Source organism: Exilispira thermophila, assembly GCF_055389015.1.
This window is the reverse complement of sequence record NZ_AP042476.1, coordinates 2,714,419-2,739,420: the sequence shown is the minus strand read 5'-3', so window position 1 is coordinate 2,739,420 and position 25,002 is coordinate 2,714,419. Positions and strand designations below refer to the sequence as shown.

Sequence of the window (25,002 nt, the reverse complement as noted above, 5' to 3'; positions counted from 1 at the left end):
AAATTTAAAACTGAAATTTTTATATAAAATAAAGAATCATTTTTGAAGGAGAATTTAATGAATATAGAAAATAAAAAATTTATTTTCACAGAATTTGGAGTTTCAGGAAGAGAAGATAAAGTAAAAAGTTCAATAGAAAAATTTGTAAAACCTTATGTTGATGAAATAATTTATGATAATACTGGTTCTCTAATTGCATTAAAAAAAGGTAAATCAAAAAAACCTTCAAACATTATGATTTCAGCTCATATGGATACAATTGGTTTTATAATTACATTTATTGATGATAAAGGGTTTTTGAGATTTTCCCAGGTTGGGGGTCAACCAGAACATTATTTATTAGGAAAAAAAGTAATATTTGAAAATGGAACTATTGGTGTTATAGGAATTGAAAAAAGAGAAGATCTAAAAAAACTTGATAAAAATAAGATGTTTATTGATATTGGTGTAACATCTAAAAAAGAAGCATTAAAAAAAGTTCAAATTGGTGACATGTGTGCTATTTACGCTCCTTTAGAGATTACTGATAATATAATTACAGGTCCCTGGATGGATGATAGGATTGGTTGTTTCATCCTTTTAGAAACCATTGAAAAACTTAAAAAACCTGAAGATAATATCTATTTTGTTTTTTCTTCTCAAGAAGAGGTTGGTATCAGAGGTGCTACAACTTCATCTTATAGAATCAATCCTGATGCTGGAATTGCAATAGATGTAACAGGTTCATATGACCTTCCCAATGGTGAGTTTAATGGTTCATCTGTACTAAATGGGGGTGCAGCTATAAAAATTATGGATGGTTATGTTATTTCCCAGAAAAAATATGTTGATTTTATTATTAACATTGCTGAAAAAAATAATATAAAATATCAAAGAGATATTTTATATGGTGGTGGTACAGATGCTCATGCAATTCAACTTGCCAGATCAGGTGCATATTCATCAGGAATTTCTATACCTACAAGATATATCCATACAGCAGCAGAAATGTGTTCTTTAAATGACATACAGAATTGTATTGATTTAACCATTAAACTTTGTGAAACTAAACTTGATATTTAAATATTTTTCTGATAAAAGCCAGAGTTTTTCTCTGGCATTTTTTTTATTTGCAAAATCTGCTGGTTCTGAAACTTTCATATCATAAAAGTATTTTCCTGAAATATTTTCAAGATCTTTATTTAACATATAAACCAATCTTTTAGCACCTTCTGAAACGCTACTTCCTCCAAACCCCCATCCTGAATGTAATAGTTTTGTAGAAATCACCCCGGGATGTAAACAATTCACTGTTATTAAATTATTAAAACTATTCTCAACTAATTTATCATTTAATTCATAAGTAAACATTATATCTTCTAATTTTGAATAACTATAAGCTGTATAAGGATCATAAAATTTTTCAGCATTTAAATTTTCAAAATCTAATTTATCCGCATGTGCCATTGAAGCTACATTTATTATTCTTGATTTATAAAATTTTTGATTCTTTTTCTTAATCCTTTCTTTTGCAGAACCAAGTAGTAATGGAAATAGTTTATAAGTTATATAGAATACAGCTAAATAATTTATCATAAAAGTAAATTCTATACCTTTTGAATTTACTTTTTTATTTACCATGAATACACCTGCATTATTATAAAGAGTATCAATTTTACCAAACTTTTTTTCAATTAATTTTAACTCTGGTATAATATTATTAATATTATTGATTTCACTTAAATCTGCAATAATATAATCAATATTTTTATTTCCAGTTTTAGAGACAATAAAATTAAAAGTACTTTTAAGCTTTATCTCGTTTTTCCCATGTAAAATGATATTATGATCAAGTGAGGCTAATCTTAACGCTGTTTCTTTCCCAATCCCGTCTGTTGAACCAGTTATTAATATTGTTCGTTTAGTCATTATTTAACCTTAAATATTATAATAATCATTAATATATTTATAATTTATATTATATTTTTTTATTTATTTGCTTTAAACAAATTATTCTCTCTTTTACACACTTTTATTTATAGCAATGCTCATTTTTATTTATATGATGTTTTTAAAACAAGTATCATTTAATAATTCACAACTCATAAATTATTAATCTTATCTTTAAAAACTAATATATTTAAATCACTAAGATTATATCTCTATGATTATAGTATTAATAAATTTTAAAAATCATTTATATCTTAATATGTATCAGTTGTAATTTTATTATCTGGATCATACCATGCTTCCATCAATTCTTTCCAGGTTTCAACAATTGTATCATTATCAAAATTACAAAAATCTATATTTCCATAAAGATAGATTTTCCCATAAATAGATGCTGTATCATTAGAAGTATACCACCATTGATAACTGTAATCATTAGAATCAAAACTAAAAAAGATAGATAATCCTCTTTTTGTTATACTACCAATATCATAATAATCACCATAAGTTGATCCAGCATATGACTTTAAAATCGAATCAGAAAGTACTTGAATTACATTATCACATTGAACTGATAAAGAATTGTAATTTGTTTTAATATTATTTATAAGACTATATATATCGTAGTAAGGCAAATTGATATAATCTCCTTCTGAAAAATTAGTACTATTACTTTCTAAAATATTATTTTTAAAATCATTTAAAAATTGAGTTTTATCTTGAGATGAGCTATATAAATTATATAATCCCTGTGCAAGTTTATCAAGTTCTGTTTTCAATTCTACTACTTTTAATAAATCAACTGCTGAAAGAGTTTGATTAGAATAATTTAAATATGAATCATGATAAGAATCAACTAACAATGTTGCCAAAGTTTTAGCCTGATCATTTTGTGAAAAAAAGTTATAATCACTACTAACAAGTTTTTCAAAAATATCGCTATAATTCCATCCATCACCTGGTTCTTCTGCCATAGAAGCAACAAAATATTTAGCCAGATTTCGAAATTCATATGCAACTTCCACCTCTGCCATAAGACAAGCATCCATACCTATAACATCCAGTTTATTTGTTGAAGAAAAATTATTACTTAATGCTTGTTGCAATTCATCAAGGTATAGAGCATCATCACTATTTGATGAATCAGTACTTTCTTCATCCCAGCTAATTGCTTTTGAAGTGAGGATTTCTCCATTATTAATAACACTTCTTGCACCTCCACCATGGTCCCATAAAATTAAAGCATAATGATTTGCAGGGAAATAGGTTTTTGAATAATTAATAAACCATGATAAAGTTTGGGGATCTCCCATATTAGCATCCCATTTTGCTGGATCATTAATACCTGTAATTATCCAATCTGAAGTAAAATATATTGATGATGAATCAATACCAGGATCTCTTTTATCTGGATTAACTTTATAAATCCTTGTATTTGTCCAATTATTCCCATTCTCATTAGTTGGAGCATCATAATATCCATCAATTCTATCAAATAGAACAACTATGTTTATCTTATTTTCAATATTTTTATCTATTTGTTCTGCTAAATATAATCCATATTCAAGTTCATTAAAATCCTCTATTGCATTATATTCTAAATTATTTGAACCATCGAGATATATAATAAATGTCCATTCTTTTAAAGGATATGTATCTATTCTTTTTGCTGGTTCACCATTAATTATAACTGGATTTGAACAACTGTAAAAACTAATTAATAAAATCAAAATTATTACAACAAAAATAACAAATAATTTTCTTTTATAATATAAAATATTTTTAATTAATAATTGATTTTTCATATAATATAATTTAATACAAAAAGTCATATTAACAAAATATTTTTTATCTTTAATTTTTTATTTTTTGACTTATATTTAGACAGATAAAATTATTATAGTTATTTTTTTAAATAAGTATTAAAAACTAATGAAAAATAAAATAAAAATTAAATTTTAAAATTTTTTAAAAATTTAAATTTAAATGCGATCTCAAAAATTTATGAAAAATAAAATAAAAAGAGGCAGATATGAACATTAATATTGGTACTGATATAGTTGAAAATAAAAGATTTGAAAAATTAATATATATTGCAATTAATAATGAAGATATAATATATAATCATCAATTTCTAAAAAGAATTTTTACAGAAAAAGAGATCAATAATAGTTATCATAGAAAAAATGTTGTAGAATTTTTTGCATCAAGGTTTGCAGCTAAAGAAGCTTTTTTAAAAGCTATTGGTACAGGGATTGGAAAAGGGATCAATTATTTTGATATTGAAGTTTTAAAAAATGAATATGGAAAACCCTATTTTAACTTTTATAACAAAGTTGTAAAACTTGTTCAAAACAAAAAAATAGACCTTTCTATTTCTCATGAAAAAGAATACTCTATTGCTTTTGTAATTGTATATGATAAGGAATAATTATGTCACCCAAAATATCTTATTTTAGCAAAGAAACTTTTGAATGTCCCATTTGTGGGGAAAAATTTAAAAAAGAGAATGTATTAACCGGTGGTGGAAGATTCAATGCTGGTGAGCTTACTTTAGAGTTAAGACGACTTTATATTCCTACTAAAAAATATGGTAAGGTTAATCCACTTTTATATCCAATTACAGTATGTCCCCAATGTTTTTATGCTACTTATACAAATGATTTCAATCAAATTCCACAAAATAAAATTGAACCTCTTAAACTTGATATGAATAAGAGACAGAATCTTATTTATGATCTATTTGGTTTAATTGATTTTAGAAAAGAAAGAGGAACAAAAGAAGGTTTAGCTTCATATATTGCAGCTATTTATACCTATGCCTTTTTCCCAAACAGATTTGCACCAAGAGCTAAAAAAGGGTTAAGTGCATTAAGAGGGGCATGGCTTGCAGGTGACCTTTATGAAGAAGAAAAAAATGAAATCTGGATTTCTTTAAAACAACTTTTATATAAAAAAGCCTTCTGGTTTTATAAAGACGCTCTTGATTCGATGGAAAAAGGGGAAGAAACAATTGATAATATTAAAAATTTTGGACCTGATCTTGATAAAAATTTTGGATATAATGGTTTTTTATATATGTATAGTTATCTGCTTTACCACTATGGACTTGATGAATTTCATAAACTTGATGAAAAAATAAAAATAATAGAAAGAACAAAAATAATACTTTCCAAAGTTTTTGGTGCTGGAAAATCAAGCAGAGATAAAACTGTATTTTTATTAGACGCAGCAAGAAATTTATATGAAAAAATAAATGAACTCCACAAAGAATTATTACAACAAAAAGAAGACGAAGAGCAAGAAGAGTAATGTATTTCTATAAAGTTCATATATCTTATAATGGGATTAATTTTTCTGGTTTTCAAAAACAAAAAAATCAACGAACTGTACAGGGTGAAATAGAGAAATTCTTAAGTAAACTAAATGGGAAAGAATCCAAAATTTTTTATGCTGGAAGAACCGATGCAAAAGTTCATGCTATTGAAAATGTTATTTCATTTAGTTTAAATAAAGATTTTACATCTCAAACCTTAAAAAAAATTTTAAATAGCCTTTTTCCATATGATATAAGAGTTAATAAAATTTTTAAAACATCTTCTCTAACAAATCCAAGATTTGATGCAAAAAAAAGAATATATATATATGTTATTTATAAAAAAGACCCTCTTCCACCATTTCTTTTTAACCATGCAATTGCACTGAATAGTTTAATTAAAGATAAAAAAATAGATATTAATAAGTTTAACAAAATACTTTCACCTTTCCTTGGATTTCATAATTTTAAAGCATTTACTACTTCTAGAGAAGAAAGAAATCCTCACAGAACTATTTATTCAATTTTTATCAAAGAGATCAACGATTTTTTATACATCTATATAAGTGGAAAATCCTTTTTACACAAAATGGTAAGATCAATTATTGGAGCATCTTTTGAAATTTATAATAAAGATCTGGATATTAATCTTTTAAAATCTTCTTTAGAAAGTGGTAAAAAATTATTTACTTATAAAGTTTTTCCTCCATACCCACTTTATTTAAAAAAGATAATTTTTTAGAAAATTTATTTTAATTGACTTGAAATTTTTTTAAGATATATTTTCTAAAAATATTGGTAAAAATCATAGGAGAGATTAATGGCTAAAAGTTTAATTACTGAAATTATTGAATCCGAAATCGATACTGTTTTAGCAGATGATATTGATTTTACTGGTGTACTCAAATTTTCTAAATCACTAATGATTAAAGGTAAATTTGAAGGGCAAATTGAAGCTGATGGACATCTCTTTTTAGGACCTAATTCTTATGTAAAAGCTCAAATAAAGGTAAATAAATTAACTTCTTATGGGAAAATTGATGGTAATGTTTTTGCAAAAGAAAGAGTTGAACTTTCTAAAGAATCTCAACTTAATGGAGATATAGTTACTCCTGACCTAGTTATTGAATCTGGTTGTAAATTTAATGGTAAATGTTCAATGGATTATAAAAATACTCAAAATTTTAAGCAACAACCTCAACAACCAGAAAAAAACCAGCAAAAATCTAATAAATAAGAATTAACAAAAAATTAATCTTTATTTTTAAAAATTTTTACAATTTTTATCTTATGATACTTGTATGGATTATTTTTTAATAATATTATAATAAATTTGTTTGATTTTGTATTCTATAATATTTTTTTTAGTTTTTAATTACTTTTTATTATTTTTATATTTTTTATATTTTCTTATTTTTATATTTTTTATATTTTGTTAATTTTATTCACAAACTATTAATTCAAAAATTTCTCCCCATTTTTCAACATCAACTCTTTCAGCTCTTATATTTTCATCATCTAAAATAATTTCAATATTTTTAATAATTTTAGAAATTGATTGTTTTTCTTGTAAGATTTTTTTGTTATGAATGTATTCTTTTATAGAATTTATTACTTTCTTTCTCTTATTAGAAAAACAATATGAAATTAATTTAAAAAATTCTGTTTCAATTATTTTTTTTATTTCTTCTTTATTAATATTTCTTTTGTCATAGCTTATATTTTTTTTAATATCATCTACTTTATTAAATATATTATTTTTTATTTTTTTTTCACTTTGTAATTTATTATTTAATAAATCCTGTATTTTTGGTAATAATCTATCTGTTTTATCAATATTATCATTGATTTTTTTTAAAACCTTCTCAAATAAATTTAATGGTTCTAACAAAAAGCAGGTTGAATTTATTTTAGGTGCAGGAAAAAAACTATTTTTTTTAATATCAAACAACTTTTTAATTTTAAAATGATATCTTGAAAAGATAGTTAAAAATGATATCTCTTTCCCATTAATACTAGGAATTGCATTTAGACGATCAAAATATTCTTTTTGTGTTGTAAGAATTATATTATTAAATAGAAATTTATTTTCTGCTATTTTTTTTATTATCAAAGAAGAAATATTATATGGAATATTTCCAAATATATTTACTTTATCAATATTATTATTATTTTTTAATAAGCTTTTAAATTCAAAATCTAAAAAGTCTCCTTTTAATACAACTGCTTTATCCTTAAAAAAGTTATTTCTAAAATAATCATAAAATAAACTGACATCAGAATAATTTTTGTTATCACATAAATAATTGTTATTTTGTTTTAAATCTTTTTCTTGAGTATATAGTTTAAGTTTATAAATGTTACCTTTTTGAAATATTGTTTTTAAAAATTCTGAAAAAAAATTGTCTATTTCAAAAATATATAATTTTTTAACTACATCATACAATAACCACGATAAATTTCCACTACCACCACCAATTTCAAAAACAGTTTCACCTTTAAAATATTGTTTAAATATATTGTAATATTTTTTTAATATATTTTTATCAACAATAAAATTCTGTCCAAAACTTTTTTTAAAATTTATTTTATTTGACAAAAAGTAATTTTTTATAAAACTTATGTTGTAAAATGGATAATTAAGTAAAATTTCTATTTTATTATTATTCATTGAACTCTTTTATTTTTCCCATACAATGAACAATACCTTGAAATAAAAGCTAGAGAATCAGCAATGTTTTCATTTTGAACAAATACATTTTCTGGAACTTTTAAGGCTGTTGGTGCAAAATTCCATATTGATATTATTCCTGCTTTAATCATTATTTCAGCAACATTTTGAGCTTCATTTTTAGGTGTAGTAATTATTCCAATTCTAATATCATTTTTTTTAACAATTTGAGGTAGTTTTTCAATATGATATATAGTTTTATTTTTAACTTTTGTTCCAATAATTTCAGGATTAATGTCGAAAAGATAAGATATTATAAATCCATAATTTTTAAAATTTTCATAACTCACCAATGCTCTTCCTAAATGACCTACACCAACAAGGATGGATTTCTTTTTTATATCATATCCTAAAGCTGTAGCCAACTTATTTTTAAGTTCATTAATGGAATACCCAACTTTTGGTTTACCTCTAATATCAAGATACATAAAATCATTTCTAATCTGTGTATCTTCAAGTTTTAAGATCTCAGCTATTTCAAAAGAGGAAATATGTTGTTTCCCCCATATATAATATTTATCATTTAAAATATGATAATAAATAGAAAATCTTTGTATAACTGGTTTTGGAATTTGTAACAATTTTTTATCCATATGACATCCTTTCTCAAAATATTCTTATCTTAATTTGTTTTAATATTTTAAACTAATTTTAACAATATAAATTTTATTTATATTTGAATAAATTAGTTTTAAGCATAAAATAAATTTTATCTTTTATCTTTAAATAAATTAATATATCCAAGTTTTTTTTCAACAATAATTTATTATAATTTGTCTATTATTTAACTTTAACTAATAATTATTAATTATAATAGTTATAATTTTTAGTTATAGTATAGTAAAGATAAGGCAATATACTTGTTTATTTAGTTTTTTAAATTTGAATTTATTAAATAGAAGATTCAACTTATATGATTATATAATCTTTGATAATATAATCATATAATTTAGTAATAAAAATATAAAAATCTGAATTATAATTGAATTATTGTATTAGGAAATTAAACTTTCTCTCCAAAAAGAATTCTTCCTGCATTGGTTTGTATAATTGAAGTTATAATAACCTCTATCTCTTTATTCATATAATTTATACCTTCTTTAACAACTACCATAGTGCCATCTTCAAGGTATCCTACTCCCTGGTTAGATTCTTTACCTTCTTTTATAATTTTCACTTTTATTCTATCTCCTGGTAGTTTTGAAATTTTCATATTGTTTGCAATTATATTAATATTGATAGCTTTAATCTGATATAATTTTGCTTTTTGATAAAGTTCAAAATCATTTGTGATCAATACACATTTAAGTTTTTGGGAATATTGTATTAATCTTTCATCAACTGGTCCTTTAAATTTTTCATGTTTTGTAATTTTTACTACAACAGGAAATTTTTTTTGTAATTTTTTTATATTATCAAGGGATTCATAAACCAATGTTGATTTATTTTCATCTTTAAAAGCTATCCTTTTAAGTTCTTCCATTACAAAGTCTGGAATTACAAATACACCCTGTAAAATCTCTTCTGATAACAAGAAAATAAGCCTTTTATCTAATATAGAAGAAGAATCTAAAAGATATATATTATTAACAACCTTCTTCCCTTTCAATAAAAATTTAAAATATTCAGTCAAAAATAATTCATTCTTTTTTAAAATTATATATTCAATATTTATAAAAATAATAATTATAAAAAATACTAGATAAAAAATAAAAGGTATTTGCACAATCTGGATATCTGCAAAATTAAAAAATGATTCGAAACTTTTTTTTTGAGGAATTATAGGAAAAATAAAAGCCACCAATTTAATCAAAAGAACAAATAGATATGATGTTAATATATAATATAATTTTAAAAGGTTATCTTTTAAAAATAATGTTAAAATTAAGATTTCAATAATAAAAATGTATAATAAATATTGCATAATAATCCTTTATAACTTATTATTCATACTTTAATAATTTAATAATTTTTAGAAATGTCAATATTTTTTCACAAAAATAAAACAATTTTAAATCCAAATTAAATTTAAGTTAATTCTATTCAATATATTTACATTATTTTTACTATGATTATATTATTTTTTATCAGAATTTGATAAATTAAATAAATTTATTTGTGCTATTTTTATTATGATTTAATAATTAATTTTCATTATAATTTTATAAAAATTGTATAGAATCAATTAATTCTTCTTATATTACTTTTATAACTTTTTATTGTGATTTATTTAATTCTAAATCTTCATATATTAATAAAGAATTAAAATTATATTAATTAATTTACTTTTGTAATTTTAGTTAGTTCCGATATATAATAAAAATAAATAGAGGGTGGATATGGTTAGAGGGTTATATACAGCTGCTAGTGGAATGATTGCTCAGATGGAAAGAGTTTCTACAATTTCCAATAATTTAGCAAATGTTAACACCACTTCTTATAAAAAAGAAGAGCTTATACTAAAAGAGTTTCCTCAAATGTTAATTAGAAGAATGAATGATAAAGTTAAAGTTCTTGATAATGGTTCAATTGACTTAGCACCCATTGTTGGAAAACTTGGAACCGGTGTAGAGGTTAATCAAAAATTTATTAACTATAAAGTTGGGAATCTTGTTCATACTGAAAATAAACTTGATTTTGCAATTGTTACTGATGGTTTTTTTGCTGCTGATACAAAATATGGAAGATTGTACACAAGAAATGGAGAACTTAATTTAGATAATGATGGTTTTATAGTCACAAAAAGAGGAGAAAAGATTATTGGGGAGAAAGGTTATATTAATGTTAAAAATAAAGATTTTTATATAGATAAATTTGGAAATGTTTTTGCAAAAGATTTTAATGTTCCAAATTATACCCTAATAGACAAAATTAAATTTTACAACTTTCCTGATAAAAGGTATCTTGAAAAAGTAGGCAATTCATTTTATAGAGAAACTAAATACTCAGGAAAAGCATATACCCTTGATAATATGAAAGATATAAAGCTTGAAGTAGGTTATATTGAGACTGCAAATGTTAACCCTATTACTGAAATGGTTAAATTAATTGAAGCACAACGTGCATATGAAGCAAATGCTAAATCTCTTCAATCAGAAGATTCATTAGCATCAAAAGCTGTAAATCAGGTTGGAAAAATATAGCATAATGATACAAAAGAATAATATAAATTTATTATTTTATATTAATTTTGAAAAATTATAAAATCTTATTTTTAAAATTTAAATGGAGGAAATTCTATGAATAGATCTTTGTGGATTGGTGCCACTGGAATGTCGGCTCAACAGGTTAATATAGATGTAATTTCAAACAATCTTGCAAATGTTAACACTGCAGGATATAAAAAAACAAGAGCTGAATTTGAAGATCTAATTTATCAAAAAATCTATAGTGCAAGAACTCCTATAGATGATGAAACACCTAAACCTGTCGGTATGATGGTGGGTTATGGAGCAAAAGTTGCTGCAACACAAAAACTTTTTCAACAGGGATCATTACAACAAACTGGTAATAAAATGGATTTAGCTATTGCAGGAGAAGGTTTTTTTAGAGTACAATTAGAGGATGGTTCTTTTGCTTACACAAGAGACGGAACATTAAAAATTGACTCAAATGGGCAGGTTGTAACTTCAAATGGATATAAGTTAATTCCTGAAATTATTATGCCTCAAAATTTTAGATATGAAACAATTTCTATATCTCCTGATGGTAGAGTTTCTGTTAAAATTCCAGGAAATGATACTCCAATACCAATTGGTCAAATTCAACTATTTAAATTTGTAAATCCTGCAGGGCTTGATAGCATCGGTGAAAATTTATTTAAAGAAACTTTAGCATCTGGACCTTCATTCTATGGTAATCCTTCCACAGCTGGTTTTGGTTCAGTACATCAGGGTTATCTTGAAATGTCAAATGTAAATGTTGTAGATTCTATGGTCAAACTTATTGTAGCACAACGTGCATATGAGTTTAATTCTAAGTCTGTAACTACTTCTGATTCTCTTTTACAAACAGCTGTAAATTTAAAAAGATAAAAAAATAGTATGAAATTATTTAATATTTTTTCTAAATTATTTTTTCTATTTTTTATAGTAGTATTAATGCTACCTTTTTTTCAATGTTCTACAAATTATAATTATTATAGAGAAAATTCAGGTAACAATAAAAATTTAGAAGTTATTGAAAAAAAGAGCAAAGTTGAAAATCAAATTTTAGTTAAAGTTCTTATTGAAAAAAAAGATTTAGATTCTTCTTTTAAAATTGTTATTAACAAATCAAAAACTTTTAATTCTAAATATCCTTCAACTGATAATTTTTTATATTTAACAAAAAACAATATAAATAAAATTTATACTAATAACACTGGATTTTACTATAAAAACGAATTTATTGGTAATTCTTTAGAACTTGTAAAAAAATCAAATTATTTATATTTAGTTTCATTAATCCCTTTAAACCAATATCTTGCTGGTGTTTTAAAAGCTGAAATGGGAATTTCTTTTCCTCAAGAAGCATTAAAAGCTCAGGCAATAATTAGTAGAACATATGTATTAGAGAAAATAGAATCTAACCCTGATTTCATTTTTTCAAATAGTACTCAACATCAGGTTTATTCTCAAGATTCAACAAATTACTTTCTAAGGTTTGTAGATAGTACGAATAATTTAGTTATTAAGTATAAAAATAAATTAATTAAACCATTTTTTTGTGCATCTAATGGAGGAATTACTACAACTCCAGAATTAATCTGGAAAAGTAATAATATTTTCCCTTATTACAAAGTTAAAATAGATAATTTTTCTAAAAATATACCTGAATGGGAATTAACTATAGGAAGATTTTTTATTAGGTCAATATTTGAAAAAAATGGCTATAACATTGGTGGAAATGGTATTTATGTTTCAAATATAAAAATTGAAAACAGATTTCAGGATAAAAGAGTTAATAATATAATCTTTTTATTCTCAAATGGTAAATCATTAAAGCTAAATGGTGAAAAGTTTAGATTATTATTTGATCCAACAAAAATTAAATCAACTTTATTTACAGTTAGTTTTAAAGATAATAATTATATTTTTAAGGGATATGGTTATGGTCATGGTATAGGTTTTTCCCAGCTTGGAGCAAAAAAAATGGCAGAATCAGGTTTTAATTATAAAAAAATTATTAAATTTTATTATGAAGGCTGTTATATAGATAAATATAATTATTAATTTTATATTAATCTAAAATATATTTTTCTGTGGTTGGTAAAGTTAATAATAAAATTTGAAATTATTATTGTTGATTTAATAAATAGAAAAAATATATATCATAATTGAAATTTTTTGACTGGATTGTAGTTGTCAAAGGCTAAAAAGAATAACTTTTTTCCGTGGTTGGTGAAGTTAATAATAAAATTAGAAATTATTATATTTGATCAAATAATTAAAATTAATATGTCTATCATTATTAAAATTTTTCGAACGTTTGTTAGTTGTCAAAGACTTACAGCTTTTAAATTATGTTTTTGTTTTTATGTTAAATAGATTGAAATAAAATTTTACATAACTAACTTAGTGAGAAAAATTTTAATAATGATAGAATTTATTTCTTATTTTTTTAATATCTCAATAATTTCTATTTTATTATTAACAAATAGGATTTTTTCTATTCCTCTCTCAAGTTTATCTTTATCAAAACAATTTAATATAACTTGTCTTTCTTCTTCACTTATTCCAAATTTTAAATTAATTAGTTTTATTAAAACCTGTTGCTTATCAAGTATTTGTCCTTTTAGTGTTCCTTCTTTTATTCCTTCTATTTTCCCTTTTAATTCACCTTCCTTTATCAATGATTCTAATATTGATGGCATCTTGCTCTCCTTCTCTTCAAGTTTTTTTATCACCATTTCCCTATCTTCACTTTTCAATATTGAAAATATATATACATAAAATATTCCTTTTATCTCTCTATTTTCAATCTCTTCATCTATTATATCAAGTATCCTGTATATTATTTCCTTATCTTCTTCTGCTTTATATTTTAATACATCAAGTGCTAATTTCAAGTATCTATTATAATTCATTACTTTATAACTTAATTTATTCTTACTATCATTAAAAAATAAATATTTAAAATTTAATAAATAGTTTTTAAAATTTTTTTTAATCTCTTTATCTATTTTAAAATTATTTATAAATTCTGTATCAATATCCCATTTGCTTGAACCATGGTAAAAAACAACAGGTAATATTAAAGATAAATCTTTATTGTTTTGAAAATCATGTTCCCATTTAACTAACATATATCGTAATAGTTGAATAAAGATAGCATTATCTTTATAAGATTTATGTTCAAAAAGGAAGTAAATGTTAATATTATGTTTAGAGTTAATTAGATTGGTTTCAAAAACAAGGTCAGCAAATCTATTTTTAAATTCCTTTGTAATGTAGGAAGAGTCAACAATTTTTAGGTTATTGATGTTAATATATTTTTTGATATTATCAGGTAATATGATATTAATAAAATCTTTAGCATTATTAATATTTTTAAAAACAATTTTAAAGAAAGTATCATGCGGATGTTTAATGAAGTTATGATATAGTTCTTTCATAAAATATATCTCCATTTATTATTCTTTTTAATTATTCTTGTATATTATTTTTTTGTCTTTTATTATATATAGACAAGAAAATATTCAAAAAAGTTGCATGAATGAAAAAATTTTTTAAACGATTGTTAGTTGCCAAAGATTAAAGAAAAATAATGACTTCGTGGTTGGTGAAGTTAATAATAAAATTAGAAATTATTATATTTGATCAAATAATTAAAATTAATATCTCTATCATTATTAAAATTTTTTGAACGTTTGTTAGTTGTCAAAGACTTACAGCTTTTAAATTATGTTTTTGTTTTTATGTTAAATAGATTGAAATAAAATTTTACATAACTAACTTAGTGAGAAAAATTTTAATAATGATAGAATTTATTTCTTATTTTTTTAATATCTCAATAATTTTAATTTTATTATTAACAAAAAAGGGTTACCTCTTTTTTTTGAGGTAACCCTTTAGAAAAAAGGATTTTAAATATTAAAACCAAAAAATGGTTTTCTACTTTATTATAACCATAACATTATTGAAAATGCAAAATGTGATTGATTATTAATATATTTTGCACCATAATAGTCATCAAAATCAGATGGATCAGGATCTTCTCCAAAAGCTCTGTTAAAAAATTCTTTAGGTTTATCTACCAAAAAGAAATACTCAAAACCCAATGCAATACTTTTGGAAACAAATACCTGTATTCCGAGTTTAATATTATAACCAAGTCCAAAAGTTTCATTGTCACCATTAACATAATCATAATAATTTGCAAAATCTGGATCAGAATCATAAGCATCAGATGGGGTAGTAACTAAAAATGTTGGGCCAATTGCAAAATAAGGTTCTAAAAACCAGATAGGTAAAAATATTGCTAAATCAAGATTCATTAAAAATTGGTCCTGATAATAATCCCATTCTGTTTCATCAGTTACTGGGACATAAGGAGAAGCAATATCCCATGTATCCGGTCCATACCAGTAATTATAATAAGGATCTCCAGTTCCTGGATCATAATCTTGATAATAATACTGAGTACCAACATAAATCAAATCAAACATAAAACCAAGTACATTTGATGTTTTCAAAGTAAAATTTAAACCCCAGAACATATCATCAAAAGGAGAAGCATCCTGTGGTAAATTTTGTAACTCTTCATTGGAATATGGATTAATACCATAAATTCCAATACCTAAATGTTTATATGCAGCCTGTGCAAAAAGTGAAACAGATGAAAACAAAAGTAAAAATACTAAAATAACTAAAATCTTTTTTTTCATATTTAAGCCTCCATTATTTATTTTTATACTATAAAATTTATATACTTTTATTTCTCTTATTTATCATAATTCAATATTTTCAAAAATCAACTTAATATATTGTTTTTTACCAATTTATTTTTATAGTACCACTATTATTTAAAAAATAATAATTACAATAATTTAATTCTTTACAATAATGTATTTTAAACTATTTTATTACAAAATTATGAAATTTATAAAGAATAAAATTTATCTTTTAATTTTAATATTACTTACTCTATATTTTTTTAGTTTAATTTTTCCTGATTTTATACCATTTAAAAATTTTTTATACTCTCAAGAAACTGAAGAGCAGGTTATTAAAAAAGTTGACCTTCTTCTTGCTCAAAATAATAAATCTTCTGCAATTTCACTTTTATTAAATTCTATAAATAAATTCCCTGAATCAACTTCTATCCCATATAAGCTAGCAGAAATATTTTACAATGAAAAAGTTTATCCATTGGCTTTAAAATATTATCTTACATCCTATAAAAGGGGAAAAAATGATCCAATAATCTATTTTTACATTGGGGATTGCTATGCATATCTTAATAAAAATAAAAGTGCTTTATTCTGGTTTTATAAATCATTAAAGCTTAATTCAGCACAACCCTATACAATTTATTCAATTGCATGGATCTTATTAAAAAACAAAGAATACAAAGAAGCTGAAAGATTACTTAAAAATGCAATTAAAAGATTTCCTAATTCGGGATATTTATATGGTGCTTTAGCTGTATTATATGCAAATATAAATAAAATAGAGCTTTCAAGATTATATTATGAAAAAGCATATTCAATTTCAGGTTTTCAAAACTCTTCTGTTTTACTATATAACAGAGGAATTCTTGAATATAGTTTTGGCTATTATGATAATGCCTATGAATATTTCAAAAAAGCCTATGATATTGGAGATCTATCAGAAGTTCCACTTGCTATTGGAGAGCTTGAATATTTAAAAGGAAATTTTGATGTTTCTCTACAATATTATAAACAAAGTTTAAAAAATTTAAGATCCCCTTTAATTTTATATGATTTGCTTTACCTTTGGATTTATAAAGGAAACTATTTAAAAGCATCTGAATATTTTAAAAAAATCAACAATTTTCAGAACAACTACTGGATATATTTATATAATCTTCATATCAATGAATATAATTACCAATTCTATACAATGAAAAAAGACTTTTATGAAATAAAGTTAAATTACAATAAAAAACAATTTTATAATAAATTTTCTTTTAACTACTATATTGATATAATTAAGGATTATTTTTTAAAAAACACTTTTAAAATTTTAGCCAAAATCTATTCATTTTCATCAATTAAAAAATTATCTTTATATAATAAAATTGAATATTATAAAACTTTAAAAAATATATTTAAAGGGATTAGCCCTTTATACAAATTCTATCTTAATAAGCAACTATATTATAGTAAAGAAGTATCTCAAAATTTGTTACCACAACTCTATCTTGAATTTATACAATACTATTCAAACAAAAAAGACTTAAAAATGTTTAAATATTATGAAAATTTATTTTTAAATTCTTATAATAAACCTTTTGATAATTTAAATTATTTTATCTATATTGAAGCAAAAACTTCACTTTATAAAAAAATAGATAAAAATCTGTATTTACAAAATCTTTTAAAATTATTAAAAATTTCTCCACTATATTTTCAATTTACAGATTTTTATATCCCTGTTAAAGTTATTTTTAAAAATTTTACTGACAAAAAGATTAAAAAAAATATTGTATCCTATATTAAAAGAAAAGGGTTTAAAATAGCCAATTCAAATAACAATCAGGATTATTTATTTTTATTAAACATTGATTATTCTTCCCCATATATTATTTTTAATTTTACAATTAACCCTTTTTATTCTTCTAACAAAGACATTTATACTACAACTTTTGGAACAACAATTGATAAAATTAATAAAGATGAATTAAACTTTTTTGAAAGTTTATTTGAAAATAAGTGGTTTTTTCAAAACTATAATGAAATGAATTTCCATTTTTAAAAAAGAGGTTCATCAATTTCCAGATCTGATCCTGAAAAATCGGTATTTTCAAGTCTCCATATGAACCCTTTTAAAAAATAATATGTAAGGGTAAAAAACTTAATAATTCTTTCTTTGTTAAATTTTCTTTTACCCATTAGGCTTGTATCAATAGAAAGTACATTATCAGGATTTAAAATGATCTTTTTTTCTCCACTTTTATAATCTTTTAAAACATAAATAATATTTTTTAAAACACTTTTTAATTCTTCAGCTAAATGATTTCTTAAATCTTTACTCATTATAATTCTTTCATTTTTAAGTCTATCTTCAAGCCCACTCCATGATGTATTCTCATATTGTCTAGATTTTTTAATAAGGTCAACATATGCATCAAAATTATTGAGAATAATGGTTAAAGAATTCAAAGCTTCATTTAATCCCTCTTTTACATCAACTTTCTTATGTTCTACATAATCAATTTTATACTGAATAGATTTTGAAGGAAAAAATATTGAATATTCATCCATAAATTCTTTAAAAAACAGATAAACCCAGAATATTTTATCTTTTTTTTCAAGATTAGGTAAAATTCTATCTCTTGCTACAATTTTATCCCAATTTAATTGATAATCTTCTAAAATATTATCCATTAATCTAAAACCTATTTTTACATCTTTTGGAATCTTTTTTTCCTCTTTTTCTTCAATTTCTTTTTCTAATGCTTCCTTTTCTTCCTTTGTAACATTTTTTAATTTCTCTTCTATCTCTTTTTTTTGTTCTTCAATTTTTCTAAGATAATACCCTAAAACTTCCTCTTCACCAAAATTTAAAATTTTTGTTAAATCAAAATTTCTTAAAGAAACATACTTCCCATAATTAATTGAAAATAATAAATGAAATTTTTTAACTGAAGTATCTAAAATGAAATCAAGATTGTCTATTATTTCTTGTTCGTTCAATGTTGATTTAAAAAAATTTTTATAAACATTAAAAGTAAATAGTATAGCTTCTTTTAATAAAGTTTTGTTTAAAAACAAAAAATATAATCTTTTAAAATAATAACTAAACTTTCTAAAAATATGACCTGGTAAAATAGTAGATAATGAATTATTTATTACATTTTGAAATTCTTTAAAAAAATCTTCATCCAATAAAGTATTAAAGTGATATAAAATATCGATATATTTATCATTAATTTTTATAGATTTTTTCTTAATCTCATTAAAAATTGTAGTAGAATTAATACAGGTTTTTATAAAATAACATAATTTTGATACTGTATTTATATAATCACTATAAAAACTTAAAATAAAATCAGTATTAAATGATAGATATCTTAGCTTTGTAACATTTAACAAATAACCATTTATGGAAAAAAGAAATTTATCAATTAAAGAAGGATAAACAGTGCTAACTTTTTGAATTTTATTTTTCTTTTTTTCTATTGAAGCTAAAATTTGATTTTTTGATAATTTTTTTTGTTTATAAAGATCAGAAGAGGATTTTCTTTTTTGTGCAATACTAGAAGTTTTAGTTCTACTACTTTTAGGATTAGCTTTATTAATTTTAGGATTTTTGTGCTTTAATGTTTTGTTTTTAGAAGTAGTAGTATTTTTTTGAATGGATTTTTTTTTGTCCAGTTTCTTTTTTTTGGTTAAATTAGTTGATTTTATATCTCTTTTTTTTGTTCTTAACTCTTCTGCTTCTCTTTTCTTTTTTGCTGCATTTTTAAGTAACTCTAAATATGCCTGTTTTTTATCAAAAATTCTATAATCAACTTTACCACCTACTTTTTGGAATTGTTCTAATAACTTTTTCTTTGTGTTTTTATCAAGTTCATCAAGACCCAATTTTTCTCTTAATTTATCATAATCGTCTTTTTTCATATTAATATTTTATATTACTTTTTTATTTTTTCAATCATTAATTTTATCACTTCTTCCATTGTTAGATTTGATGTGTCAATTTCATAAGCATCTTCAGCTTTTAAAAGAGGATTAAGTTTTCTTGAGCTATCTTTTTTGTCTCTTATCCTGATTTTAGATAAAACCTCTTTTATATCATCTTTTTTACCATCCTGTAACCATCTTCTCTTTGCTCTTACTTCATCTGTAGCAGTAAGGTAAAACTTGTATTTAGCATTCTTAAAAACATTTGTTCCAATATCCCTTCCTTCCACAACATATTTCCCATTTTTAGCAACTTTTCTTTGAAGTTTTACCAAAAATTCTCTTACAATCTTAAATGAAGAAACAAGACTTACATTAGCAGTAACTATATCTGTTCTAATTTCTTTTGAAACATCTTTTCCATTAAGATAAATCTTCCCATCTTTAAAATAGATATCTACTTTCTCTAAAATATTTTTTATCTTATTTTCTTCTAAAACAATATTATTAGATAATAGATAGTATGTTAAAGCTCTATACATTGCTCCAGTATCAAGATATTTATAGCCTAACCTTTTAGCAATTTCTTTTGCTATTGTTGATTTACCTGTTCCAGAAGGACCATCAATTGCTATTATATCTATTTTCTCCATAAAACCTCACTTATCAACAAGATAATCTTTATCAACAGTTTTTTTTATATTCAAAAAATATTCAATCTCTTTCTTACTTAAAGGTTTAAATTTTCCAGGATTCAGATTTTCAAGTTTTACAATTCCTATTCTGACCCTTTTTAATTTTGCAATTGGCTGATTAAATAATTTTGCAACATTTCTAATTTCCCTATTTTTCCCCTGGGTTAAAATTATTTTTAAAACTTTTTCACCAATAAGATTACAGGATTTAGCTTTATGTAAAACGCTATCAATATAAATCCCATTTTTAAATTCTTTAATCATTAGAGGATCTATTTTATTATATGAAAATAAAAGATATTCTTTTTCAATTTCATATTTTGGATGAGTAATACAATTTATAAAATCTCCATCATTTGATAATATCATCAAACCTTCACTAAGGAAATCCAATCTACCTGCTGGTTTTAAGTTAATACCTTCAGTTATAAAATCTTTAAGAGATTTTTTCCCATCTTCAGATTTTAAAGATGACAGAACTTCAACAGGTTTATAAAATGCTAGATACTTGAATCTTTTAATTGGTTTTATAATTTTTCCATTAACTTTTACAATATCATTATCACTAATATCAATATATGGAAGAAGAACAACCTTTCCATTAACCTTGACTTTGCCTTCATTTATTAATTTTTCAGCAGTTCTCCTGGAATATTGCGAATAGTTTGAAATATATTTTTGAAGTCTCAAATTTTTCCCCTCTTATTTTTCATTATCCTGACCAAAAAAATCCATTTCATAGTCAATATCGTTTATATCTGGTAATTCATCTAAAGAAGATAGTCCAAAAACTTTTAGAAAATTTTCAGTGGTCCCATATATTGATGGCCTGCCTGGTACATTTTTTTTACCTAAACTCTTAATTAAATCATATTCTAACAATTTTCTTAAACTGTATGAAGAATCTGTTCCCCTTAGTTTATCTATTTCAATCTTTGTAATTGGTTGTTTGTAAGCAATTATGGATAAAACCTCTTTTAATGTATTGGTTAAGTTTAATAACTCTTTTTTATTAATTTTATATAATTCAAAAAATTTTTGTTTTATATTTGGATTAATAGCAAAATAATAGTTTAACCCTTTATTTTTTAATACAATTCCCCCATCTTTAAATAAATAATCTTTTTTTAAGTCATTCAATATTTCAAGCACATATTCTTTATCAATTGAAAACTTTTCTGCAATCTCTTCAACTGAAACTGGTTTTCCTTCATAATAAAGACTTGCTTCAATCAGTTTTTTCCATAATTCTTTATCTATATCATCAAATAACATAAACATCCTCTATTAATATTTTTAAAAAATTACTTCTTTCTTCTCTTTTATATAATAATTATATTACCTGTTAATCTTTTTTAGTTTTTCTCTTAATTTTTATATCTGAAAATAATGAATGTTGTAAAACTTGAATCTCTTTAACCTTCACAAGTTCTAAAACAGCTAAAAAAACACAAATAAATTCAATCCTTTTTACTTCTTTTTCCTCAAACAAATCATCAAGATATACAGAGTCATTTTCTTTAATCCTTTTTCTAATTAGAGTTATTTTTTCTTCAACTGTATATTTTGTTTGAGAAATAAGCATTAATTTATTTTCTTCAGGTAGCTTTTTGATAATCCTTTCAAAATTTTTTATTAATTCAAATACTGAGATAGGTTTCCAATTTTCATCCTCTTCAAGTTCAAAAAGAGAATTTTTATCTTTTATAAATATAGTACTTTCTTTTTCAAATTCATTATCTTCAAGTTTATTAATGACCTCTCTATATTTTTTATATTCCAATAACTTTTCAACAAGTTCCAATCTTGGATCTTCTCCTGGTTCAAACTCTTCATTTTCAAGACTACTTTTTTTTCTAATTAACATTTTGGATTTTATATAAACTAACTCTGATGCCATTGCAATAAATTCAGATGATACTGCAATATTAAATTTTGTTAATATTTTTATATATGATAAAAAACTCTGTGTAATTTTAGAAATTGGAATATCATTTATATCAATCTCATTGGTTTTAATTAAAAATAGGAGTAAATCCATTGGCCCTTTAAATAATGGTAAATCAACTGCAAAATTCATTTTAAATCCCTCTTGTTCCTTGATTAGATTAACTAATTTTAAATACATTTCAATAATTTAATTCTTATTTTTTTTATGTTAAATTAATATACCATAAATATAAATTATTAATATCTAATATTTTTAATTTATATTGACAAAATAAAATTTTAGTATATTTATTTTTTACCAGAAAAATCTTTAACATATAGAGGATTTATGCGTTGACTGAACAAATTTTTTACATTATTTTTTCTATTTGCGCTTTCTTTTTATATGTCCAACTTCTTGAAATAACCAAATATACAATTTCCTTCCGGTAGAATAATTTAAATTTATCCCTTATTTTTTTCCAATATTTTATATATTTTATTATAAAATTGATATAAAACTATAATAAAATTAATAAAAGTTATATTAAGTTAAATTTGATTTGAAATAACTTGAATGTTAAAAAATTTATAAAAATATTAATTAATCGACAGTTTTAAAATAAAAAAAATGGAGGAATTAAAAATGCAAGCATTAGGAAGACATATATTGGTGGAATTTTATGAATGTAATCCAGAATTATTAAACGATGTTAATTATGTTGAAAAAGCCATGGTTGATGGGACAAAAAAAGCTAAAGCAACTATTATAAAATCAACTTTTCATAAATTTGCACCACATGGAGTATCAGGTGTTGTTGTAATTGCTGAATCACATGTTGCTATTCATACATGGCCTGAATATGGATATGCTGCAGTTGATATTTTTACATGTGGAGAAACTATAGATCCATGGCTAATATATAAATATCTAGAAGATGCTCTTGAATCTGCACATTCATCACGACTTGAATTAAAAAGAGGTCAATTTGAAGTACCTGAAGGTATGGTTTTAAAACATAAACCTTAACCTGGATTATATTTTCTTTTATAGTAGTATTCTACTAAACAATATATTAAAAAGAGGAAAACAATGAAATTACAATTTATAGAATACTCTTCTCCTTCTTTAAATTCAGGGCTATTATATGAAATTGAAGAGGTTTTATTATCTAAAAGGTCTAAGTTTCAAAAAATTGATTTCTACAAAACAAAAGACTATGGAGTATTATTCACCCTTGATAATATAGTTATGTTAACTGAAAAAGATGAGTTTTTTTATCATGAAATGATAACTCATCCTGCTATTGTTACACATAAAAATCCAGAAAATCTTTTGATTATTGGTGGTGGTGATTGTGGAACTTTAACTCAAGCTGCTAAACATAAAAACATTAATAATCTTACAATGGTAGAAATTGATAAAGAAGTTGTAGAAGCTTCAAAAAAATTTTTACCTGCACTTACTAAAGTTTTAGATCAAGACAAAAGAGTAAATCTTTTATATAAAGATGGATTTAAATATATTAAAGAAAATAAAAATAAATTTGATATAATTATTGTTGATTCAACTGATCCAGAAACAATTGCAAATGATCTTTTTTCTGGAGATTTTTATAAAAGCTGTGCTAATGCTTTGAAAGATGATGGTATTTTTGTAGCTCAAACAGAACCTCCTTTTCATGATACTTATATACCTGTAAGAAAAAAGATTTTTGATAATTTAAAAAAACATTTTAAATTTGTTAATTTTATTTTATTTCCAATGCCATGTTATCCTACAGGATATTTTTCTGTTGTTCTTGCTTCAAAAAAATATGACCCATTAAGTTTATCTAAAGATGAAATAAAAGAAAAAATTAAAGGATTTAATTTAAAATATTATAATGAAGATATTCATTTTGCATCATTAGCTGTACCTGAATTTATGAAAAAAGACCTTGGATTATAAAAAAGTATTTTTAAGTAAGCTAATTTTTAAATAAAGTATTTTATATCATCAAAATAATCTATATTTATATAAAGAGCATCATTAAATTTTAGATTCTCTTTTATGATCAGCTCTATTTCCTGTTTTAAATATTCCAGTTTTTTAAAATTATTATCAATTTTAATATAATAGCTATAAAGGCCTTTTTCTAAAAGGCCTTTCCTTTTTTGCAAAAAAATATAAACCCAGGCTGGATCTATTAAAAATATTTTTTTTAAAAAAATGGTTGCATCATTTTGATCTATTTCTAAAATATTGGGCAACATTTTTTTTAAATCGTTAATATAATCCTCTATAAATTCACTTTCTAGCTTATTTATTGCCCATATTAATATTTTTTTTATTTTAGGTCTATTATCATTCAAACTTTTTATATATAGGTAAAACAATAAATCAAAAGTTGTTTCATCTCTTATTTTTAAAAATTGTAACACTTTTAATTTAAAGTTTTCATATACCTTGCTATTATTTTCTTCATAAAGATAAATTAATTGCTCTTTAATCTTTTTTTTAATTAATTTTTTATCCATAATTGGAGCTCGTTTATTATTAAGATTTTTATCAACACTCTTATCAACTTTTCTTTCAAAACTCTTTATCATAATTTTAGATCTTTTTAAA

Annotated in this window: 24 protein-coding genes; 11 read left to right on the top strand and 13 right to left on the bottom strand. The window is 23.0% G+C overall.

Annotated features, from left to right (window positions below):
* Positions 1–57 precede the first annotated feature (57 nt).
* On the top strand, positions 58–1,062 hold the full coding sequence (locus ACZ5EC_RS11635) for a M42 family metallopeptidase (protein WP_464302650.1): 1,005 nt from the start codon (positions 58–60) through the stop codon (positions 1,060–1,062).
* On the opposite strand, the gene ACZ5EC_RS11630 is transcribed toward ACZ5EC_RS11635, so the two are convergent.
* Both ACZ5EC_RS11630 and ACZ5EC_RS11625 read right to left on the bottom strand, forming a co-directional pair.
* Positions 1,024–1,908, bottom strand: coding sequence for an SDR family NAD(P)-dependent oxidoreductase (locus ACZ5EC_RS11630; RefSeq protein WP_464302649.1), 885 nt, complete (start codon positions 1,906–1,908; stop codon positions 1,024–1,026). The two genes, ACZ5EC_RS11635 and ACZ5EC_RS11630, sit on opposite strands and share 39 nt — an antisense overlap.
* A gap of 275 nt (positions 1,909–2,183) precedes the next feature.
* Positions 2,184–3,734, bottom strand: a complete 1,551-nt coding sequence (locus ACZ5EC_RS11625; protein WP_464302648.1) for a clostripain-related cysteine peptidase — start codon at positions 3,732–3,734, stop codon at positions 2,184–2,186.
* A 227-nt stretch (positions 3,735–3,961) separates the two neighbouring features.
* Here ACZ5EC_RS11625 and acpS point away from each other — a divergent pair, with 227 nt between their 5' ends.
* The 4 genes from acpS (at position 3,962) to ACZ5EC_RS11605 (ending at position 6,482) form a co-directional block, all read left to right on the top strand.
* A complete protein-coding gene (gene acpS / locus ACZ5EC_RS11620) occupies positions 3,962–4,360 on the top strand; it encodes a holo-ACP synthase (RefSeq protein WP_464302647.1) in 399 nt (132 codons plus the stop codon).
* A gap of 2 nt (positions 4,361–4,362) precedes the next feature.
* Positions 4,363–5,241: a DUF2225 domain-containing protein gene (locus tag ACZ5EC_RS11615; protein WP_464302646.1), complete on the top strand. Its 879-nt coding sequence runs from the start codon at positions 4,363–4,365 to the stop codon at positions 5,239–5,241.
* Positions 5,241–5,987: a tRNA pseudouridine(38-40) synthase TruA gene (gene truA / locus ACZ5EC_RS11610; RefSeq protein ID WP_464302645.1), complete on the top strand. Its 747-nt coding sequence runs from the start codon at positions 5,241–5,243 to the stop codon at positions 5,985–5,987. Before ACZ5EC_RS11615 ends, truA begins: the two co-directional genes overlap by 1 nt.
* 78 nt (positions 5,988–6,065) lie before the next feature.
* Positions 6,066–6,482 (top strand): bactofilin family protein, encoded by a 417-nt coding sequence (locus ACZ5EC_RS11605; protein WP_464302644.1) that lies wholly within the window; start codon positions 6,066–6,068, stop codon positions 6,480–6,482.
* A 204-nt stretch (positions 6,483–6,686) separates the two neighbouring features.
* Here ACZ5EC_RS11605 and ACZ5EC_RS11600 read toward each other — a convergent pair whose 3' ends face one another.
* The 3 genes from ACZ5EC_RS11600 to ACZ5EC_RS11590 all read right to left on the bottom strand — a co-directional run bounded on the left by ACZ5EC_RS11600 (position 6,687) and on the right by ACZ5EC_RS11590 (position 9,900).
* Positions 6,687–7,916, bottom strand: a complete 1,230-nt coding sequence (locus tag ACZ5EC_RS11600; protein ID WP_464302643.1) for a ribosomal RNA small subunit methyltransferase A — start codon at positions 7,914–7,916, stop codon at positions 6,687–6,689.
* Positions 7,913–8,569 (bottom strand): redox-sensing transcriptional repressor Rex, encoded by a 657-nt coding sequence (locus ACZ5EC_RS11595; protein ID WP_464302642.1) that lies wholly within the window; start codon positions 8,567–8,569, stop codon positions 7,913–7,915. Before ACZ5EC_RS11595 ends, ACZ5EC_RS11600 begins: the two co-directional genes overlap by 4 nt.
* Positions 8,570–8,979: 410 nt before the next feature.
* Positions 8,980–9,900, bottom strand: coding sequence for a hypothetical protein (locus tag ACZ5EC_RS11590; protein WP_464302641.1), 921 nt, complete (start codon positions 9,898–9,900; stop codon positions 8,980–8,982).
* A 415-nt stretch (positions 9,901–10,315) separates the two neighbouring features.
* On the opposite strand from ACZ5EC_RS11590, the gene ACZ5EC_RS11585 reads away from it, so the two are divergent.
* The 3 genes from ACZ5EC_RS11585 to ACZ5EC_RS11575 all read left to right on the top strand — a co-directional run bounded on the left by ACZ5EC_RS11585 (position 10,316) and on the right by ACZ5EC_RS11575 (position 13,189).
* A complete protein-coding gene (locus ACZ5EC_RS11585; protein ID WP_464302640.1) occupies positions 10,316–11,119 on the top strand; it encodes a flagellar hook-basal body protein in 804 nt (267 codons plus the stop codon).
* Between the two features lie 96 nt (positions 11,120–11,215).
* On the top strand, positions 11,216–12,010 hold the full coding sequence (gene flgG, locus ACZ5EC_RS11580; RefSeq protein WP_464302639.1) for a flagellar basal-body rod protein FlgG: 795 nt from the start codon (positions 11,216–11,218) through the stop codon (positions 12,008–12,010).
* A 9-nt stretch (positions 12,011–12,019) separates the two neighbouring features.
* The gene (locus ACZ5EC_RS11575; RefSeq protein ID WP_464302638.1) at positions 12,020–13,189 is read left to right on the top strand and encodes a SpoIID/LytB domain-containing protein; all 1,170 of its coding nucleotides are present in this window, start codon (positions 12,020–12,022) and stop codon (positions 13,187–13,189) included.
* A 380-nt stretch (positions 13,190–13,569) separates the two neighbouring features.
* On the opposite strand, the gene ACZ5EC_RS11570 is transcribed toward ACZ5EC_RS11575, so the two are convergent.
* Complete coding sequence (locus tag ACZ5EC_RS11570; RefSeq protein WP_464302637.1) at positions 13,570–14,571, bottom strand: Rpn family recombination-promoting nuclease/putative transposase; 1,002 nt, start codon at positions 14,569–14,571, stop codon at positions 13,570–13,572.
* A gap of 507 nt (positions 14,572–15,078) precedes the next feature.
* Complete coding sequence (locus ACZ5EC_RS11565; protein ID WP_464302636.1) at positions 15,079–15,843, bottom strand: hypothetical protein; 765 nt, start codon at positions 15,841–15,843, stop codon at positions 15,079–15,081.
* A gap of 208 nt (positions 15,844–16,051) precedes the next feature.
* Between ACZ5EC_RS11565 and ACZ5EC_RS11560 the strand changes: the two genes are divergently transcribed.
* Positions 16,052–17,896 (top strand): tetratricopeptide repeat protein, encoded by a 1,845-nt coding sequence (locus tag ACZ5EC_RS11560; RefSeq protein WP_464302635.1) that lies wholly within the window; start codon positions 16,052–16,054, stop codon positions 17,894–17,896.
* On the opposite strand, the gene ACZ5EC_RS11555 is transcribed toward ACZ5EC_RS11560, so the two are convergent.
* The 5 genes from ACZ5EC_RS11555 to ACZ5EC_RS11535 all read right to left on the bottom strand — a co-directional run bounded on the left by ACZ5EC_RS11555 (position 17,893) and on the right by ACZ5EC_RS11535 (position 22,542).
* The gene (locus ACZ5EC_RS11555; RefSeq protein ID WP_464302634.1) at positions 17,893–19,764 is read right to left on the bottom strand and encodes a hypothetical protein; all 1,872 of its coding nucleotides are present in this window, start codon (positions 19,762–19,764) and stop codon (positions 17,893–17,895) included. The two genes, ACZ5EC_RS11560 and ACZ5EC_RS11555, sit on opposite strands and share 4 nt — an antisense overlap.
* 14 nt (positions 19,765–19,778) lie before the next feature.
* Positions 19,779–20,420: a (d)CMP kinase gene (gene cmk, locus ACZ5EC_RS11550; RefSeq protein ID WP_464302633.1), complete on the bottom strand. Its 642-nt coding sequence runs from the start codon at positions 20,418–20,420 to the stop codon at positions 19,779–19,781.
* Positions 20,421–20,426: 6 nt separating this feature from the next.
* Entirely contained in the window at positions 20,427–21,152 is a 726-nt protein-coding gene (locus tag ACZ5EC_RS11545) for a pseudouridine synthase (RefSeq protein ID WP_464302632.1), read from the bottom strand.
* Between the two features lie 12 nt (positions 21,153–21,164).
* The gene (gene scpB / locus ACZ5EC_RS11540; RefSeq protein WP_464302631.1) at positions 21,165–21,737 is read right to left on the bottom strand and encodes an SMC-Scp complex subunit ScpB; all 573 of its coding nucleotides are present in this window, start codon (positions 21,735–21,737) and stop codon (positions 21,165–21,167) included.
* 70 nt (positions 21,738–21,807) lie between these two features.
* Complete coding sequence (locus tag ACZ5EC_RS11535; protein WP_464302630.1) at positions 21,808–22,542, bottom strand: segregation and condensation protein A; 735 nt, start codon at positions 22,540–22,542, stop codon at positions 21,808–21,810.
* A gap of 495 nt (positions 22,543–23,037) precedes the next feature.
* On the opposite strand from ACZ5EC_RS11535, the gene speD reads away from it, so the two are divergent.
* A complete protein-coding gene (gene speD / locus ACZ5EC_RS11530) occupies positions 23,038–23,421 on the top strand; it encodes an adenosylmethionine decarboxylase (protein WP_464302629.1) in 384 nt (127 codons plus the stop codon).
* Positions 23,422–23,484: 63 nt separating this feature from the next.
* Entirely contained in the window at positions 23,485–24,342 is an 858-nt protein-coding gene (gene speE, locus ACZ5EC_RS11525) for a polyamine aminopropyltransferase (protein ID WP_464302628.1), read from the top strand.
* A gap of 26 nt (positions 24,343–24,368) precedes the next feature.
* Here speE and ACZ5EC_RS11520 read toward each other — a convergent pair whose 3' ends face one another.
* Positions 24,369–24,983, bottom strand: a complete 615-nt coding sequence (locus tag ACZ5EC_RS11520; RefSeq protein WP_464302627.1) for a hypothetical protein — start codon at positions 24,981–24,983, stop codon at positions 24,369–24,371.
* Positions 24,984–25,002 lie beyond the last annotated feature (19 nt).

Bases quoted from the DNA above. Each gene is read 5' to 3' on its own strand.
- ACZ5EC_RS11635 (WP_464302650.1), top strand. From the start codon at position 58: ATGAATATAGAAAATAAAAAATTTATTTTCACAGAATTTGGAGTTTCA.
- ACZ5EC_RS11630 (WP_464302649.1), bottom strand. From the start codon at position 1,908: ATGACTAAACGAACAATATTAATAACTGGTTCAACAGACGGGATTGGG.
- ACZ5EC_RS11625 (WP_464302648.1), bottom strand. From the start codon at position 3,734: ATGAAAAATCAATTATTAATTAAAAATATTTTATATTATAAAAGAAAA.
- acpS (WP_464302647.1), top strand. From the start codon at position 3,962: ATGAACATTAATATTGGTACTGATATAGTTGAAAATAAAAGATTTGAA.
- ACZ5EC_RS11615 (WP_464302646.1), top strand. From the start codon at position 4,363: ATGTCACCCAAAATATCTTATTTTAGCAAAGAAACTTTTGAATGTCCC.
- truA (WP_464302645.1), top strand. From the start codon at position 5,241: ATGTATTTCTATAAAGTTCATATATCTTATAATGGGATTAATTTTTCT.
- ACZ5EC_RS11605 (WP_464302644.1), top strand. From the start codon at position 6,066: ATGGCTAAAAGTTTAATTACTGAAATTATTGAATCCGAAATCGATACT.
- ACZ5EC_RS11600 (WP_464302643.1), bottom strand. From the start codon at position 7,916: ATGAATAATAATAAAATAGAAATTTTACTTAATTATCCATTTTACAAC.
- ACZ5EC_RS11595 (WP_464302642.1), bottom strand. From the start codon at position 8,569: ATGGATAAAAAATTGTTACAAATTCCAAAACCAGTTATACAAAGATTT.
- ACZ5EC_RS11590 (WP_464302641.1), bottom strand. From the start codon at position 9,900: ATGCAATATTTATTATACATTTTTATTATTGAAATCTTAATTTTAACA.
- ACZ5EC_RS11585 (WP_464302640.1), top strand. From the start codon at position 10,316: ATGGTTAGAGGGTTATATACAGCTGCTAGTGGAATGATTGCTCAGATG.
- flgG (WP_464302639.1), top strand. From the start codon at position 11,216: ATGAATAGATCTTTGTGGATTGGTGCCACTGGAATGTCGGCTCAACAG.
- ACZ5EC_RS11575 (WP_464302638.1), top strand. From the start codon at position 12,020: ATGAAATTATTTAATATTTTTTCTAAATTATTTTTTCTATTTTTTATA.
- ACZ5EC_RS11570 (WP_464302637.1), bottom strand. From the start codon at position 14,571: ATGAAAGAACTATATCATAACTTCATTAAACATCCGCATGATACTTTC.
- ACZ5EC_RS11565 (WP_464302636.1), bottom strand. From the start codon at position 15,843: ATGAAAAAAAAGATTTTAGTTATTTTAGTATTTTTACTTTTGTTTTCA.
- ACZ5EC_RS11560 (WP_464302635.1), top strand. From the start codon at position 16,052: ATGAAATTTATAAAGAATAAAATTTATCTTTTAATTTTAATATTACTT.
- ACZ5EC_RS11555 (WP_464302634.1), bottom strand. From the start codon at position 19,764: ATGAAAAAAGACGATTATGATAAATTAAGAGAAAAATTGGGTCTTGAT.
- cmk (WP_464302633.1), bottom strand. From the start codon at position 20,420: ATGGAGAAAATAGATATAATAGCAATTGATGGTCCTTCTGGAACAGGT.
- scpB (WP_464302631.1), bottom strand. From the start codon at position 21,737: ATGTTATTTGATGATATAGATAAAGAATTATGGAAAAAACTGATTGAA.
- ACZ5EC_RS11535 (WP_464302630.1), bottom strand. From the start codon at position 22,542: ATGAATTTTGCAGTTGATTTACCATTATTTAAAGGGCCAATGGATTTA.
- speD (WP_464302629.1), top strand. From the start codon at position 23,038: ATGCAAGCATTAGGAAGACATATATTGGTGGAATTTTATGAATGTAAT.
- speE (WP_464302628.1), top strand. From the start codon at position 23,485: ATGAAATTACAATTTATAGAATACTCTTCTCCTTCTTTAAATTCAGGG.
- ACZ5EC_RS11520 (WP_464302627.1), bottom strand. From the start codon at position 24,983: ATGATAAAGAGTTTTGAAAGAAAAGTTGATAAGAGTGTTGATAAAAAT.